Below are 18,043 nucleotides of genomic sequence, written 5' to 3' on the forward strand. Positions count from 1 at the left end.
ATCACCCGCTGCTGCGACGGACCATTCGGCGCCGTCAAACCATTGGACGCACCATCCTGGTTCACAGCCGAACCACGCACGACAGCAAGCACCTGATGCCCATTGCGACGCGCGTCCGAAAGACGCTCCAGCACGAGCATGCCCACGCCCTCGCCCCAGCCGACGCCATCGGCCGCGTCGGCGAACGCCTTGCACCGGCCGTCAGCCGACAGCCCCCGCTGCCGCGAGAACTCCACGAACGTCGTCGGGGTCGACATCACGGTCACACCGCCGGCGACCGCCAGGGAGCATTCGCCGGAGCGCAGAGCCTGCGCCGCCCAATGCAGGGCGACCAGCGACGACGAGCAGGCCGTGTCCACGGTCACGGCGGGGCCTTCGAAGCCGAAGGTGTAGGAGACCCGGCCGGAGGCGATGCTGGCCGCGCTGCCGTTGCTGCGGTAGCCCTCGTACTGGTCGCCGACGAGGATGTCGCCGTAGTCGGTGTACATCACACCCGCGAAGACGCCCGTCCGGCTGCCGCGCAGCGACACCGGGTCGATCCCCGCCCGCTCGATCGCCTCCCAGGTCGTCTCCAGCAGCAGCCGCTGCTGGGCGTCCGTCGACAGCGCCTCGCGCGGGCTCATCCCGAAGAACTCCGGGTCGAAGTCCGCCGCCTCGTGGAGGAATCCGCCGGTGCGGGTGTAGGAGGTGCCGAGCACCTCGGGGTCGGGGTTGTAGAGGGTCTCCACGTCCCAGCCGCGGTCGGCGGGGAAGTCGGACACCGCGTCCACGCCGTCCGACACCAGCCGCCACAGGTCCTCGGGCGAGGCGACACCGCCCGGGTAGCGGCAGCTCATCCCGACGATCACCACCGGGTCCTCGGCCGTCCCCGCCCCCGTCGGCACCGGCGCCCGGACCGGCAGCGCGGCCTCGGGCTCGGCGCCGAACAGCTCGTCCAGCAGGAAGCCGACGAGCGCGTCGGCCGTGGGGTAGTCGAAGACGGCCGTGGCCGAAAGGCGCAGGCCGGTCGCGTTGTTGAGGCGGTTGCGGAGTTCGACCGCCGTCAGGGAGTCGAAGCCGAGGTCCTGGAAGACGCGGGTCGGGTCGATCGTCTCCGGGCTCGCGTGGCCCAGGACCACCGCGATCTGGGCGCGTACCAGGTCCAGGAGCACCTCGTGGCGCTCCAGCGTGTCCAGTCCGCTCAGGCGGCCCACCAGACCGGCCACGGCGGCCGAGCCACCGACCGCCGAGCGCCGGGCGCGGGTCCGGATCAGCCCGCGCAGCAGCGGGTGCACCTCTCCCTGCTCCCGCAGCGCCGCCAGGTCGAAGCGGACGGGGAGCAGGTGGGCGTCGTCGGCTGCCAGCGCGGCGTCGAAGAGGGCGGTGCCCTGTGCGGGGGTGAGTTCGGGCATGCCCTGGCGGGCGATGCGCTGGAGGTCGGCGTCCGACAGGGTGCCGGTCATGCCACCGTCCTGGGACCAGGGACCCCACGCCAGCGACGTCGCGGGCAGGCCCGCCGCCCGGCGGTGGTGCGCCAGAGCGTCCAGGAAAGTGTTGCCCGCCGCGTAGTTGGCCTGGCCGGGACTGCCGATGGTGCCCGCCACGGATGAGAACACCACGAACGCGTCCAGGTCCAGGCCCTTGGTCGCCTCGTGAAGGTTCCAGGCCGCGTCCACCTTCGGACGCAACACCGCCGCCAACCGCTCCGGAGTCAGCGACCCGATCACTCCGTCGTCCAGGACACCGGCCGTATGCACGACGGCGGAGAGCGGATGACGGGCCACGAGATCGGCCACGGCGGCGGGGTCGGTCACGTCGCAGGCCTCTACGGTGGCCTCGGCGCCGCTCTCGCGGAGCTCCGCGACCAGCTCTTCGACGCCCTCGGCCGCCGGGCCGCGGCGGCTGACCAGGAGCAGGTTCCGTACGCCGTGTTCGGCCGCCAGGTGGCGTGCCAGCACGCGCCCGAGGCCGCCGGTGCCACCGGTGATCAGGACCGTTCCTTCGGTGTCCCAGGCGATGGCGCGCTGTGCTTGCGCCCGGGCCAGCCGCGCCGCCAGCACCTCGCCGCCGCGCACCAGCAGTTGGGGCTCGTCCAAGGCCAAGGCCAAAGCCCTGGGCAGGACAGCCGCTTCGGCGTCGGTGGCTTCGGCGGTTCCGGTGATTTCAGTGGTTCCGGTGGATCCGGTGGTTTCGGTAGTTTCAGCGGTTTCGGCGGTTCCCGTGTCAGGGGCCTCGGGGGTGAGTTCCACCAGGCCGAAGCGGTCCGGGTGCTCCGACTGGGCGGACCGGACCAAGCCCCAGACGGCGGCGCCCGCGAGATCCGCGCCCGAGACCGCGCCGCGCGTGACGAACACCAGGCGCGAGGCGGCGAACCGGTCGTCGGCCAGCCACGCCTGGGCCAGTTCCAGGGCCTGGGCGGCCGTGGTGTGCGCCGACTCCACGACGTCACCGGAGCCGGGCGTCACGGGCACCAGCACCGCGTCCGGTACCCGGCCCGCCCCGGCCAGGGCCGCCAGATCCGTGAAGCGGTCGGCGGGGTCCGTAAGGCGGATGGAGATGGCGGGGTCGAGGGAGCCGATCGCGGCCACGGACGGGGCGGACCCGGCCGGAGGCAGGCGTACGGGGTTCCACTGCAGGCGGAACAGCGCGTCGCGGCCGACCGGGCTCGCGCCGCCTTCCAGCCGGTCGGCGGAGACCCCCCGGAGGACGAGGGTGCCGATGGAGGCGACGGGTTCGCCCGTGGTGTCGGCGACGTCCACGGACACCGTGTCGCCGCTGTGCCGGGCGACCTTGACGCGTATCGCCGAGGCGCCGGAGGCGTGCAGCGAGACGCCCTCCCAGGAGAAGGGCACCACGCCCTGGTCGATGCCGTTGAAGGTGACGACATGCAGGGCCGCGTCGAGCAGCGCCGGGTGCAGGCCGTAGGCGGGCGCGTCGGCTTCGGCCTCGGCGGGCAGGGCGACCTCCGCGAACACCTCGTCGCCCCGGCGCCATGCGGCGCGCAGGCCCTGGAAGTGCGGGCCGTAGTCGAAGCCGCGGTCGGCCAGGCGCGGGTAGAGGTCGGTCAGGTCGACGGGTTCGGCGTCGGCGGGCGGCCAGGACCCGGCGGAGAAGTCGTGGTCGGTTCCGGCCGTCTGCTGCCCGGTGGCCAGGATGCCGGTGGCGTGCTGCGTCCACGGGCGGTCGCCGTCGCCCTCCGGCCGGGAGCGCGCGCTGAGGGTGCGGCGGCCCGACTCGTCGGCGGGGCCCACGCGCAGCTGGAGGTGCACGCCGTCGTGCTCGGGCAGCACGAGCGGGGCGGCCAGGGTCAGTTCGTCGACGCGGTCGCAGCCCACCTCGTCGGTGGCGCGGATCGCGAGTTCGACGAATGCCGTGCCCGGCAGCAGGACCGAGCCCATGACGACGTGCCCGGCCAGCCAGGGGTGGGAGGCGAGCGACAGTCGCGTGGTGAACAGCACGCCGTCGCCGTCGGGCAGTTCCACGGCGGCGCTCAGCAGCGGGTGCCCGGCCGCTTCGAGGCCGACCGCCCCGATGTCGCCGGCGCGGGTGTGGTCGGGGGTCGGCCAGAACCGCTGATGCTGGAAGGCGTACGTCGGGAGGTCGATGGCGCGTGCGTCCGTACGGGCGGGGTACGCGGTCCAGTCGATCTCGGCGCCGCACACGTGCAGTTGCGCCAGGGCCGCGAGGAGGGTCGTCTGCTCCGGGCGGCCCTTGCGCAGGGCCGGGACGAGAACGATCTCCCCGGGAGCGCTCTGGCCGGCGGAGTCCCCGTCCGGCAGCGACTCGCGGGCCATGGCCGAGAGCGTGCCGTCGGGCCCCAGCTCCAGGAAGCGTGTCACGCCCTCCGCGTGCAGGGCGTGTATCCCGTCGGCGAACCGTACCGCCGCGCGGACGTGGGTCACCCAGTACTCGGGGGTGCGCAGCTGGTCCCGGGTTGCGAGGCCGCCGGTGACGTTGGAGACGACGGCCAGCTCCGGCTCGCCGTAGGCCAGGCGCTCGGCGACGGCGCGGAACTCGGCCAGCATCGGGTCCATGAGCGGCGAGTGGAAGGCGTGCGAGACCCGCAGCCGGGCGGTCTTGCGGCCCTCGGCCTCGAAGTGCGCCGCTACGGCGAGCACGGCGGCCTCGGCCCCGGAAATCACCGTGGCCGACGGGCCGTTGACGGCGGCGATCGCGAGGTCGTCGGTCAGATGCGGGCGCACCTCGTCCTCGGTGGCCCGGATCGCCGCCATCGCGCCGCCCGCGGGCAGGGCCTGCATGAGCCGTCCGCGTGCCGCGACCAGCGCGCAGGCATCGGCCAGTGAGAACACCCCGGCGACATGCGCGGCGGCGATCTCGCCGACCGAGTGCCCGGCAACGTACCGCGGCCGTACGCCCCAGGACTCCACCAGCCGGAACAGGGCCACCTCGATGGCGAACAGCCCGGCCTGGGCGTACGCGGTCTGATTCAGCAGCTCCGCGTCGTCACCCCACACGACGTCCCGCAGCGGGCGGTCCAGAAGCTCGTCCAGCCCGGCGCACACCGCGTCGAACGCCTCCGCGAAGGCCGGGTGGCGGCCGTACAACTCCCGGCCCATGCCGATGCGTTGCGCCCCTTGGCCCGAGAAGAGGACGGCGTCCTGGCCGGTGTGGGCGGTGCCGGTGGCCAGGGCGGGGTCGGCCTCGCCCGCGGCCAGCGCGGTCAGGGCGCGCAGCACGGCGTCGTGGCCGTCGGCGCGGACGGCCGCGCGGTGCGCGAAGGCCGTGCGGCGTGTCGCCAGGGTGTACGCGGCGTCCGTGAGGCGGGGTGCGGGCTCGCGGTCGAGGTGGTCGCGCAGCCGGGCCGCCTGGGCACGCAGGGCGCTCTCGCTCTTGGCGGACAGCAGCAGCGGCAGGGGCGCGTCGGGGACGGCGGGCTTGCCGCCGGAGGCGGTCACCGGCTCATCGGAGGCGGTCACCGGCGCGTCGGGGGCGGTGTCCGGCTCGTCGGGGGCGGTGACCGGCTCGTCGTTCTCCGTGGGCGTGGGCAGTTCCAGGACCACGTGGGCGTTGGTGCCGCTGATGCCGAACGCGGAGACGGCGGCTCGGCGCGGGTGGCCGGTCTCGGGCCAGTCCGTGCGCTCGGTGAGCAGTTCGACCGCGCCCGCGGTCCAGTCGACGTGTGCGGTGGGCTCGTCGACGTGCAGGGTGCGCGGCAGCACGCCGTTCCGCATCGCCAGCACCATCTTCATCACACCCGCCACACCGGCGGCGGCCTGGGTGTGCCCGAGGTTGGACTTCACCGCCCCCAGCAGCAACGGCCGTTCCCCCGGCCGCTCTTGGCCGTAGGTGGCCAGCAGCGCCTGGGCCTCGATCGGGTCGCCGAGCGTCGTACCGGTGCCGTGTGCCTCCACGGCGTCGACCTCGGCGGCGGACAGCTGGGCGTTCGCCAGGGCCTGCCGGATCACCCGCTGCTGGGACGGGCCGCTGGGTGCGCTCAGGCCGTTGGACGCGCCGTCCTGGTTGACGGCCGAGCCGCGTACGACAGCGAGCACCTGGTGGCCGTTGCGGCGGGCGTCGGAGAGCCGCTCCACCAGCAGCAGGCCGACGCCCTCGCTCCAACCGGTCCCGTCGGCGGCGGCCGCGAACGGCTTGCAGCGGCCGTCGGGGGCCAGCCCGCGCTGCCGGGCGAACTCCACGAAGGAGGACGGGGTGGACATCACCGTCACGCCGCCCGCGACCGCGAGGGAGCACTCGCCCTGGCGCAGCGCCTGGGCCGCCATGTGCAGTGCCACCAGCGAGGAGGAGCACGCCGTGTCCACCGTGACGGCCGGCCCCTCGAAGCCGAAGGTGTAGGAGACCCGGCCGGAGACGACGCTCATCGCGTTGCCGGTGAGCCGGTGGCCGCCGACCTCGTCTTGTGCCGTGTCCAGGACCGTGCCGTAGTCCTGGGTGTTGGTGCCGGCGAACACACCGGTGGCGCTGCCCCGCAGGGATTCGGGGTCGATACCGGCCTGTTCGAGGACTTCCCAGGTGGTTTCCAGGAGCAGCCGCTGCTGCGGGTCCATGGCGAGGGCCTCGCGCGGCGAGATGCCGAAGAAGTCCGCGTCGAAGTCGGCGGCGCCGTCCAGGAAGCCGCCGTCGCGAGCGTAGCTGGTGCCCTGGTGGTCGGGGTCGGGGTGGTAGAGCCGGTCCAGGTCCCAGCCGCGGTCGGCGGGCAGGCGGGTGATGGCGTCACCGCCCTCGGCCAGCAACTGCCACAGGGCCTCGGGCGAGTTGACTCCGCCGGGGAAGCGGCAGGCCATGCCGACGATCGCCACCGGTTCGTCGAGGGCGGTGGCCGACGCCCGCACGACCGTGGCAGGCCCCGCGGCGCCCAGGACTTCGGAGCGCAGGTATGCGGCGACGGCGACGGAGGTGGGGTGGTCGAACAGCAGGGTGGCGGGCAGCCGCAGGCCGGCCGCGGCGGAGAGCCGGTTGCGCAGCTCGACGGCCATCAGGGAGTCGAAGCCCAGCTCGCGGAAGGCCCGTTGGTCGTCGACGGTGTCCGGTGAGGGGTGTCCGAGGACCTTCGCGGCCTCCTCCTTGACCATGCCGAGGAAGGCGCGTTCCTGTTCGGCGGGCGGCAGTGCGCCGATCCGGTCGCGCAGCGGGGAGCGCTCCTGGCGCGGGCCGCCGGCGGGGCCGAGGGCGGGGCCGAGGGCGCGGCGGGCCTCGGGCAGGTCGCCGATGAGGGGGCTGGGGCGGACGGCGGTCAGGGCGGGGGCGTACGCGGTCCAGTCGACGTCGGCGACGGTCACGTTCGTCATGCCCTGGGCGAGGGCCTGGCGCAGGGCGGCGAGCGCGGGGGCGGCGGCCATGGGCAGCAGACCGTCGCGGCTCATCCGGTCGGCGGCGTCGCTGTCGGTGGCCATGCCGTGGCCCGCCCAGGGGCCCCAGGCCACCGAGGTGGCCGGGAGCCCTTGCCGGTGGCGCTGTTCGGCGAGGGCGTCGAGGTAGGCGTTCGCTGCGGCGTAGTTGGCCTGTCCGGCGTTGCCCAGGACGCCGACGATCGAGGAGAACAGCACGAAGTGGTCCAGGTCCAGGTCCCGGGTGAGTTCGTGCAGGTTCTGTGCGGCGGTGGCCTTGGGGCGCAGTACGGTCTCGAAGCGCTCGGGGGTGAGTGCGTCCAGTACGCCGTCGTCCAGGACGCCTGCTGCGTGGACGACGCCGGTCAGGGGCAGGTGTGCGGGGATGTCGGCGAGGACGGCGGCCAGGGCGTCGCGGTCGGCGGCGTCGCAGGCGGCGACGGTGACGCCGAGGCCCCGCTCGGTGAGCGCGGCCGCGAGTTCCGGTGCGCCGGGGGCCTCCAGGCCGCGGCGGCCGGTGAGTACGAGGTGCTCGGCTCCGGCGTCGGCCAGCCAGTGGGCGATGTGGGTGCCGAGGGCACCGGTGCCGCCGGTGACCAGGACGGTGCCGCGGGCGCGCCACTGAGCGCCGGTGTCGCCGCCGGGTGTGATCCGTTCCAGGCGGCGGGCGAAGACCCCCGCCGGGCGGATCGCGACCTGGTCCTCCTCGGAGGCGAGGGTGCGAAGCAGCGCGGGTACGGCCCGTGCGTCCAGGGTCTCGGGAAGGTCGACGAGCCCGCCCCAGCTCTGCGGGGACTCCAGTGCGACCACCCGCCCAAGGCCCCACAACTGGGCCTGTACGGGGCTGGTGAGGGGGTCACGCCGGTCGACGGCGACGGCGCCGCGGGTCACGCACCACAGGGGTGCCCGGATGCCCGAGGTCTCCAGACTGTGCAGCAGCGCGGTGGTGGCGGCGACACCGCGCGGTACGGAGGGCAGGTGCGGGTGCGGTCGCTCGTCGAGGGCCAGGAGGGAGAGCACGCCGTCGACGGGGGTGTCGGGGTGGGCGAGGAGCTCTGCGGGTTCGGCGGGTTCGGCGTTGTCTCGCAGTACGTGGATGTCGACGTGCAGGCCCTGGTCGTGCAGGGCGTCCAGGAGGCGGGTGGTCCACGGGTCGTCGGTGGCGGTGCCGGGCAGTACGACGAGCCAGTGGCCGGTGGCGGCGGGACCGCCGGGGGTGCTGCGGGGGGTCCAGTGGGTGCGGTAGCTCCAGCGGTCGGCGGCGGCCTGGGTTCTGCGCTGCTTGCGCCAGGAGGAGAGGGTGGGCAGGAGGCTGCCGAGCGAGTCGGCCTCGCTGCCGTCGATGGCCAGGACGGCCGTCAGCTCTTCGAGGTCCTCGCGTTCGACGGCTTCCCAGAATCCTGCGTCGCCCGCTTCGGCGGCGGCCGGTTCCCGGTCCTCCGTATCGGCCGGGTCCAGCCAGTACCACTGGCGTTGGAAGGCGTAGGTGGGCAGGTCGGCGCGGGTGGTGCCGGACGTGCCGAGGCAGGCGGACCAGTCGACGCGGGTGCCGTGCGCGAAGGCGGTGGCGACGGCCTCGGTGAGGGCGGGTGCTTCGGGGCGGCCGGTTCGCAGGAGGGATACGAGAACAGGGGGGACAGAAGAGATATGAGAGACAGAGGGGATAGCAGGGACGGGCTCTTCGAGGGTGGTCAGGGAGTCCTGGACCATGGGCGTGAGCACGCCGCCGGGGCCGATCTCCACGAAGGTGGTGACGCCCTCGGCTTCGAGGGTGCGCACGGCGGCGCAGAAGCGGACGGCTTCGCGGACCTGTCCGACCCAGTAGTCGGGCGAACGCAGTTCCTCTTCGGTGGCGAGGGCGCCGGTGACCGTGGAGACCATGGGGATGCGGGGGGCGTGGAAGTCCAGGTCGCGGGCGACGCGCCGGAAGTCCTCCAGCATGCCGTCCATGTGCGGGGAGTGGAAGGCGTGGCTGACGCGCAGCTGTTTGGTGCGGCGTCCCTGTGCCTCCCAGTGGGCGGCGATCTCGGTGACGGCCTCCCGGTCGCCCGAAATGACGGTGGAGTCGGGCCCGTTGACGGCGGCGAGGGCGGCGTGCTCCTCGTGGCCCGCGAGGGAGACGCGGATCTCCTCCTCGGTGGCCTGGACGGCGACCATGGCGCCGCCTTCGGGGAGCGCCTGCATGAGGGTGCCGCGCGCGGCGACCAGACGTGCGGCGTCTTCGAGGGTCAGGACGCCGGAGACGTGGGCCGCGGTGAGCTCGCCGATGGAGTGGCCCGCGACGAACTGCGGTGTCATGCCCCAGGATTCGACGAGGCGGAACAGGGCGGTCTCCAGGGCGAAGAGCGCGGCCTGGGTGTAGGCGGTTTGGTCGAGCAGGGCGGCCTCCGCGGCGCCTTCCGCCGCGGCGCCTTCTGCTGGGAAGACAACGTCGCGCAGCGGCCGGTCCAGGTGCCGGTCGAGCTCGGCGCACACCGCGTCGAAGGCCTTGGCGAACTCGGGGTACGCGGCGTGCAGTTCGCGTCCCATGCCAAGGCGCTGGGAGCCCTGCCCGGTGAAGAGGAACGCGGTGGTGGCCTTGGCGGCGGCGCCGCTGACCAGGCCGGTGGTGGTGCGGTCCGCCGCGAGGGCGTCCAGGCCGCGTAGGAAGGCCTCCCGGTCGCCCGCGACGACGACGGCGCGGTGTTCCATCAGGGCCCGGGTGTCCGCGAGGGCGTGGGCGACGGCGGCCGGTTCGAGGTCGGCGCGGTCCCGTATGTGGCGGCCGAGGCGTTCGGCCTGGGCGCGCAGGGCCTCGGGGGTGTGGGCGGACAGGATCCAGGGCAGCGCGTCGGGCCGGGCGGCCGGCTCGGGGGCCGTGCCGGGGGCCGGTTCGGTGTCGGGGGCGGGGGCCTGTTCCAGGATGACGTGGGCGTTGGTGCCGCTGATGCCGAAGGAGGAGACGGCGGCGCGGCGCGGCCGGTCGGCGCCCGGCCAGGGCTCGGGCCCGGTGAGGAGCCTGGCGTTGCCCTCGCTCCAGTCGACGTGGCCGGTGGGCTCGTCCAGGTGCAGGCTCTCGGGCAGTCGCCCGTGCCGCATCGCCAGGACCATCTTCATAACGCCCGCGATACCGGCGGCGGCCTGGGTGTGCCCGATGTTGGACTTCATGGAGCCGATCAGCACGGGGCGGTCCGCGGGGCGCTGCTGCCCGTAGGTGGCCAGCAGCGCGTGGGCCTCGATGGGGTCGCCGAGTGTGGTGCCGGTGCCGTGTGCCTCGACGGCGTCCACGTCGCCGGTGGCCAGACCGGCGTCCGTCAGGGCCTGGCGGATGACGCGTTGCTGCGAGGGGCCGTTGGGGGCGGTCAGGCCGTTGGACGCACCGTCCTGGTTGACGGCCGAGCCCTTCACCACGGCGAGTACGGAGTGGCCGTTGCGTAAGGCGTCGGAGAGCCGCTCGACCAGCAGCAGGCCGACGCCCTCGCTCCAGCCGGTGCCGTCGGCGCCGGCCGCGAACGGCTTGCAGCGGCCGTCGGGGGCCAGCCCGCGCTGGCGGGAGAACTCCACGAACATCTGCGGGGTGGACATCACGGTCGCGCCGCCCACCAGCGCCATGGAGCACTCGCCGCGGCGCAGCGCGTGCGCCGCCAGGTGCAGGGCGACCAGCGACGAGGAGCAGGCGGTGTCCACGGTCAGGGCGGGGCCTTCCAGGCCCAGGACGTAGGAGATGCGGCCGGAGGCGATGCTGATGTGATTGCCGGTCAGCAGGTGTCCGCCGACCTCGTCGGCCCGTCGGCCGCCCTCGGCGTCGTACCCTCCGTGGCCGGTGCCGACGAATACGCCGGTGCGGCTGCCCGCGAGGGATTCGGGGTCGATACCGGCCCGTTCGACGGCTTCCCACGCGGTTTCCAGGAGGAGCCGCTGCTGGGGGTCCATGGCGAGCGCCTCGCGCGGGGAGATCCCGAAGAAGCCGGGGTCGAACTCGCCCGCTTCGTGCAGGAATCCGCCCTCGCGGGCGTAGGCGGTGCCCTGGTGGGCGGGGTCGGGGTCGTAGAGCGCGTCCAGGTCCCAGCCGCGGTTGCGGGGGAAGGAGGAGATCGCGTCGACGCCGTCGCGAAGCAGCTCCCAGAGCTCTTCCGGCGAGCGGACGCCTCCAGGGAAGCGACAGGCCATGGAGACGATCGCGATGGGCTCGCGCTGCTTCGCCTCGGTCTCGCCCAGTTGCTGACGCGTCTCGTGGAGGTCCGCGATCGCGCGCTTGAGGTACTCGCGCAGCTTCTCCTCGTTCGACATGCAGGACGCCAATCATTCGGTGGAATGCCGGACCTGGGGCTGGGAGCGCCGACGCGTACGTCCGACCGTTTCCCAGCCATCTTCCTCAAGGTGGACTGCGGGTTTCCCTAGATGAGTGCGGGGAAATGCCACGGCGGGCGGCCAGTTGGCCGCCCGCCATGACGTTCCTCTCCCGGTACCCCTAGGTCACTGTCACTCCTGGCCGAGGGAGTCGAGCCACTCCTTGACGATCCGCGCGGTCTCCGGGGCGTCGTCCCGGACCATGGAGAAGTGGTCCGCGTCCACGATGCGGACATCGGCCGACGGGAACGCCTCGCTCTTCTCCTCCTCGCTCGCGGCGGCCGCGATGGCCTCCATACCGAGGGTCTCCTTGGTGGCGCGGACGACCAGCACGGGGGCGGTCGTGTGCGACACCTCGAGTTGGCCGAGCAGTCCCATCCACCGCCCCATGCCGGACAGCCTGGAGTTCGTCATCCGCACCGGCGCTTCCTCGTCGGCCAGGAAGTTGCGGTGCATCAGGCTGTCGTAGTCGATCTGCTCCTTGTCGTCGTGCCGGATGCTGACGGAGTCCAGCAGCACCACGGCTTCGGGCTTGATGCCCCAAGTGGCCTCCAGCAGTCCGGCGGCGGCGTAGGCGTACGTACCGCCGGAGGAGTGCCCGGTCAGGATGAAGGGATTGCCGTCGCTCGCACGCAGTGCGCTCTCCGCGATGGTCCTGACCGCGGTCGTCACCGTGGTCGGCAGCCGTTCCCCGGCGGCGAAGCCGACCAGGGGCAGCGCGCTGATGTGCCGTTCGCCCCGGAAGGGTGCGGCGAACCTGGCGTACTCGTGGACGCCGCCGTTGGCGGTGGGTGTGCTGACGCAGATGATCCGCGGTTCCGCGGGGCCTTCGGCGAGCGTGGTCGGCAGCGGCAGTTCCTCCAGTTCTGCCGTGTTCTCGAAGGTCTGGCGCAGGCCGGTCAAGGCCCGCAGCATGAGCCTGACCTCCGGGAAATTGCCGTTGTCCATAGCGTCGAGGAACAGCCGCTCCAGCGAGTCGGGTTCCGGCCCGGCCAGGAGGAGGCCCCCCTCGGACGCGGAGCCGGCGAGTCCGGGCTGTGCGGCGAATTCGCTGCGCAGCCGTGCGCCGAGGTCGGCGGGGGTCTTGGTGTCGAAGACCAGCGTCGCCGGCAGTTGCAGTCCGGTGGCCGTGGCGAGCCGGTTGCGCAGCTCGATCGAGGTCAGCGAGTCGAAGCCGAGCTCGTAGAACTCCCGGCGGGGCTCGATCTCCGCCGCGGACGGGTAGCCGAGGATGAGGGCGGCCTCGCCGCGGACCAGGTCGACGATGTGGCCGACGCGCTCCCCTTCCGGCAGCTCCAGCAGCTGCTGGGCGAAGGTGGCCGGGGTGCCGGATGTGCTCGTGGCGTTCGTGGCGGTCCGCCTGCTCTGGCGGACCAGCCCGCGGAACATCGGGGGAATCTCGGCCTGCGGTGCTCGGGCGCCGGGGATCAGGCTGACCGCCATCAGGACGGGCTCGGCGTAGCCGCGGGCGGCGTCGAACAGTGCCATGCCCTCCTCGACGGAGACCGGTGCCATGCCGTTGATTCGCATGCGCTGTACGAGGGCCGGGTTCAGCGCCCCGATCATGTTGCTGCTGACAACGTCCCAGTGGCCCCATACGAGCGACTGGCCTGGCAGGCCCAGGGCGGCGCGGTGCTGGACCAAGCCGTCGAGGAAGGCGTTCGCGGCGGCGTAGTTGGACGTGCCCGGAGCGCCCAGCGTGCCGGAGACGGAGGAGAACATGATGAACGCGGCGAGGTCGAGGTCCTTGGTGGCCTCGTGGAGGTGCCAGGCGGCGTCCACCTTCGGCCGCAGCACCGGCGTCAGGCGCTCGGGGGTCAGCGTGGTGACCACGCCGTCGTCGAGGACACCGGCGAGGTGGACGACCGCGGTCAGCGGGTGCTCCGCCGGGATGCCGGCCAGGAGGTCGGCGACGGCGTCCGGGTCCGCCGTGTCGCAGGCCGCGATCGTGGGCTGCGCGCCCAAGTCCCGTAGTTCGTCGGCCAGTTCGGCCGCTCCGCGTGCCGCCGGGCCGCTGCGGCTGGCCAGCAGCAGGTGCCGGGTGCCGTTCGCGGCGAGCCACCGGGCGAGCTCGATGCCCAGGCCGCCGGTGCCGCCGGTGATCAGTACGGTCCCTTCGGGGTCCCACTGCGCCTGCCGCGTGTCGGCGTCGGCGGGCAGCCAGGCCAGCCGCCCCATGCGCACCGTCTTGTCGCGTACGACGAACTGGTTCTCACCGGAGGGCAGCACGCCCGGCAGGGCCTCAAGGAGCACCCGCAGGTCACTGTCGTCACCATCCTCGCCCGCGTCCTCGACGTCGGCCAGGACGAAGCGGCCGGGGTGTTCGGCGATCGTCGAGCGCACCAGGCCCCAGATGGCGGCACCGGCCAGATCACCGCCGCTGACCGCGCCGCGTGTCAGGAACACCAGCTGCGACGTGGTGAAGCGTTCGGCGGCGATCCATTCCTGTACCAGGAGCAGGGCCTGTGTCGTCAGCTCGTGCACGGCCTGCGGGAAGCCGTCTCCCGTGCTGGGTACGGGAACCACGACCAGGTCCGGGGTCCCTGTGATGTCGGCGAGGGACGCCGCCCCCAGGGGTGCCAGGACCGTGCTCCGGGTGTCGGGCGCGGCCTTCGTCTGCGGTGCCGGGACCCACTCCAGGCGCAGCAGCCGCTCGCGCCGACTGTGGGCGGCGCGCTTGGGGGCCTCCGCCAGGGCCCGCAGCGTAAGGGTGTCCGCCGACAGCACGGGCTCCCCTGCGGCATCGACCGCCGCGACGCGGACACGGTCCTCGCCGGTCCTGGTGATCCGTGCCCGGATCGCCGAGGCGCCGGAGGCGTGCAGCGACACTCCGCCCCAGGAAGCGGCGTAGGGGATGTGCTCCTCGTCTCCCGTGCCGCCGAGGGCTGCGGCGTGCAGGACCGCTTCGAGCAGCGCGGGGTGCAGGCCGAAGGACTGGGCGTCGGAGGCGATGCCGTCCGGGAGTTCGGCTTCGACGTACGTCTCGTCGCCGCGGACCCAGGCCGCCCGCAGGCCGCGGAAGGCGGGTCCGTACTCGGTCCCGTCGTAGTACTCGTCCACGTCGACGTCGGAGGCGTCGCTGGGCGGCCAGGCGGACGCGTCTGCTTCCTCGGCGTGCTCGGCGTGCTCGGCGGCGGCGAGGGTGCCGGTGGCGTGCTGGGTCCACGCCTCGTCCGGCGTGGCCTGGGGCCGGGAGAAGAACCGGATCGGCCGCCTGCCCTCGTCGTCCGGGGCGCCGAGCCACACCTGGAGCGCCAGGGCCGCGCCGTCGGTGAGCACCAGCTGTGTGTCGAGGGCGAGTTCGGCGACCCGGTCGCAGCCGAACCGGTCACCGGCCTGGACGGCCAACTCGACGAATCCGGCGGCCGGGAAGACGATCGCCCCGCCCGCCACGTGGTCCTTGAGCCAGGGGTGGGTGTCCGTCGACAGCCGGCTGGTGAACAGCATGCCGCCGCCGTCCGCCAGCGGCACCGCCGCGCCCAGCAGCGGATGCTCCGTGGGCTGCAGGCCGGCGGAAGCCACATCTCCCGCCACCACCGCCCGCTTCGGCCAGTACCGCTGGCGCTGGAAGGGGTAGGTGGGCAGGTCGACGCGGTGGGCACCGGTGCCGTCGAAGATCTGGGTCCAGTCCGCCTCGACGCCGGCGACGTGCAGCTGCGCCAGGGTGGTGAGCAGGGCCGTCTCCTCGGAGCGGTCCCTGCGCAGGGCGCTGGCGGCGACCGCGTTGGCGTCCACGATGTGCGGGACCATCCCCGTCAGTACGCCGTCGGGGCCCAGCTCCAGGAAGGCCGAGACGTCCTCAGCCGCCAGGTCGCGTACGGCGTCGGCGAAGCGGACGGGCTCGCGGACATTACGCACCCAGTAGTCGGCGGAGCACATCAGCTCTTCGGCGGCCTGCTCGCCGGTCACCGTCGAGACGACGGGGATGCGCGGCGCCTGGTAGGAGAGGCCCTCGGCGACCTGGCGGAAGTCGTCCAGGATCGGGTCCATCAGCGGGCAGTGCCCGGCGACCTTCACCGCCACCTGCCGCGTCTTGCGGCCCTCGGCGGCGAACTGCTCGACGATCCGCAGCACGGGGGTCTCGTCGCCGGCGACGACGACCGACTCCGGTCCGTTGATCGCCGCGATCGAAACGCCGTCGACCAGCCGCGCGGCCGTCTCCTCCTCGCTCGCCTGGATCACCACCATGATGGCGCCCTGCCCCTCAAGGGTGTTCATCAGCCGTCCGCGTGCCGCCGCCAGGGTGCAGGCGTCCTGCAGCGAGAGGACCCCGGCGACGTGCGCGGCGGCGATCTCGCCGAACGAGTGCCCGGCGACGAAGTCGGGGCGGATGCCGAAGGACTCGACCAGCCGGAACAGCGCCACCTGGATGGCGAACATGGCCGGCTGGGTGAACCTCGTCTGGTCCAGCCGCTCCGCGTCGGTGAGCATCACCTCCCGCAGCTCGTCGTCGAAGTGGGCCAGTGCCGCGTCCAGGGCCTCGGCGAACGCCGGGAACCTGTCGTACAGTTCGCGGCCCATTCCGACCCGCTGCCCGCCCTGGCCCGGGAACAGCATCGCCAGCCGGCGGTTCTCAGCCGTGCCCCGCGCGACCTCGTCCCCTGCCAGCAGCACCGCGCGGTGATCGAACACCGAGCGCCCGGTGGCCAGCGAGAAGCCCACGTCGGCCGGCGAGAGTCCCGGGCGCTCCCCGACCCACTCGCGCAGCAGCTCGATCCCGTCGGCCAGTGCCTGGGACGACTTGCCCGAGACGAGCCACGGGACGGTCCGCGGCTCGATGGTCCGGGTGTCCCGGCCGGGCCGCTCGACGCTTTCCGGCGCCTGTTCGAGGATGGCGTGGGCGTTGGTGCCGCTCATCCCGAACGCGGAGACCGCGGCGCGGCGCGGGCGGCCGCTGTCCGGCCAATCGGCCGGCTCCGTGAGGAGCTTGATGTCCCCGGCCGTCCAGTCGACGTGGGAAGAGGGCGTGTCGATGTGCAGGGTGCGCGGCAGCTCCCCGCTGCGCAGTGCCATGACCGTCTTGATGACGCCCGAGACGCCGGCCGCCGCCATGGTGTGCCCGATGTTCGACTTGAGCGAGCCCAGCAGCAGCGGCCGTCCCTCGGCCCGGTCCTGGCCGTAGGTGGCGAGCAGTGCCTGGGCCTCGATCGGGTCGCCGAGCGAAGTGCCGGTGCCATGGGCCTCGACCGCGTCCACATCACCGGTCGACAGCCCGGCGTTGGCCAGGGCCTGGCGGATGACGCGCTGCTGGGAGGGGCCGTTGGGGGCGGTCAGGCCGTTGGAGGCGCCGTCCTGGTTGACGGCCGAGCCCCGCACGACGGCGAGGATCTCGTGTCCGTTGCGGCGGGCGTCGGACTGCCTCTCCAGTACGAGAACACCCACGCCCTCCGCCCAGCTCGTGCCGTCGGCCGCGTCCGAGAACGCCTTGCACCGGCCGTCCGTCGCCAGTGCGCCCTGGCGGCTGAATCCGGCGATGCTCATCGGCGTGGACAGCAGCGTCACGCCTCCGGCCAAGGCCATCGAGCACTCGCCGTTGCGGAGCGCGTTGACCGCCAGGTGCAGGGAGACGAGCGAGGACGAGCACGCGGTGTCGACGGTGACGGCGGGGCCTTCGAGACCGAAGGTGTAGGACAGCCGCCCGGAGAGGACGCTGCCCGCGAGTCCGGTGCTGGCGTGGGCCTCGACGTCCTCGCGGGAGTTCATCAGGATGCTGCCGTAGTCGCTGCCGCTGGTGCCGACGAACACACCGGTCTCGGTGCCCCGCAGGGACATCGGGTCGATACCGGCTCGCTCGATCGCCTCCCAGGAGGTTTCCAGCATCAGCCGCTGCTGCGGATCCGTCGCCATGGCCTCGCGGGGGGAGATCCCGAAGAAGGCGGCGTCGAAGTCCCCGAGACCGTCCAGGAAGCCGCCCTTGGACGCGGAGCTGCGGCCCTGGTCGCCCTCCGTCCCGCCCAGCAGGGTTTCCAGGTCCCAGCCCCGGTCGGTGGGGAAGTCGGAGATGCCCTCGCGCCCGTCGCGGACGAGCCGCCACAGGTCCTCCGGGGACCGCACGCCGCCGGGCAGTCGGCAGGCCATGCCGACGATGACGACCGGGTCCTCGGCGGCCGCCGTGGTCATCGCGGCGGGAGCGTGGGGCCGTCCGTGCTCGTCGAGGAGCACGGCGAGGAGGTGGTCGGCGAGTGCGGTGGGGTTGGGGTAGTCGAAGACGAGGGTGGCGCTCAGCTTGAGGCCGGTGGCGGTGGAGAGTCGGTTGCGGAGTTCGACGGCGGTCAGCGAGTCGAAGCCCAGGTCGTTGAACTCCCGCCGGGCGTCGATCGCCTTGGCCGAGGCGTGCCCGAGCACGGCGGCGGCCTCGGTCCGTACGAGGTCGGCCACGAAGGCGATCCGCTCGTCCCCGCTCAGCTCCGCCAGCTGCCGGGTGAGCCGTCCTGCCGCGTCGGCGCCGCCCGTGGTGCCCGCGGCCGTGCGCCGGGCGCCCTTGACCAGGCCCCGCAGCACCGGCGGGACACTGCCCCGGTCCCGGGCGCCCGCGCCGACCGGCCCGATCGCGACGAGGTTCGCCTCATCCGTCGCGGTGGCGGCGTCGAACAGCGCCAGGCCCTGCTCAACGGTCAGCGACGCGACCCCGAAAGAAGTGATCCGCCGCAGATCCGTCTCCGACAGGGCGGCGGTCATCCCACCGACGGGGGCCCAGGCGCCCCACGCCAGGGACTGCGCGGGCAGGCCCCGCGCCACGCGGTGCCGGGCCAGCGCGTCGAGGAAGACGTTGCCCGCGGCGAAGTTGCCCTGCCCCGGAGCGCCGAGGACGCCCGAGACGGACGAGTACAGCACGAACGCGGCCAGGTCGAGATCCTCGGTGGCCTCGTGCAGATGCCAGGCCGCGTCCACCTTCGGGCGCAGTACGGCCGACAGCCGCTCGGGCGTCA

General features: G+C 73.4%; 2 protein-coding genes. Both read right to left on the bottom strand.

From position 1 onward, the window contains the following. Positions 1-11,054 (bottom strand): type I polyketide synthase (locus tag AB0I10_RS36015; RefSeq protein WP_363156947.1); only part of this gene is annotated, 11,054 nt, incomplete at its 3' end. Positions 11,055-11,246: 192 nt separating this feature from the next. Continuing rightward, on the bottom strand, positions 11,247-18,029 hold the full coding sequence (locus tag AB0I10_RS36020) for an SDR family NAD(P)-dependent oxidoreductase (RefSeq protein WP_363156948.1): 6,783 nt from the start codon (positions 18,027-18,029) through the stop codon (positions 11,247-11,249). Positions 18,030-18,043 lie beyond the last annotated feature (14 nt).

The sequence above is a fragment of the Streptomyces sp. NPDC050636 genome (assembly GCF_040654775.1).
Classification (GTDB): Bacteria; Actinomycetota; Actinomycetes; order Streptomycetales; family Streptomycetaceae; genus Streptomyces.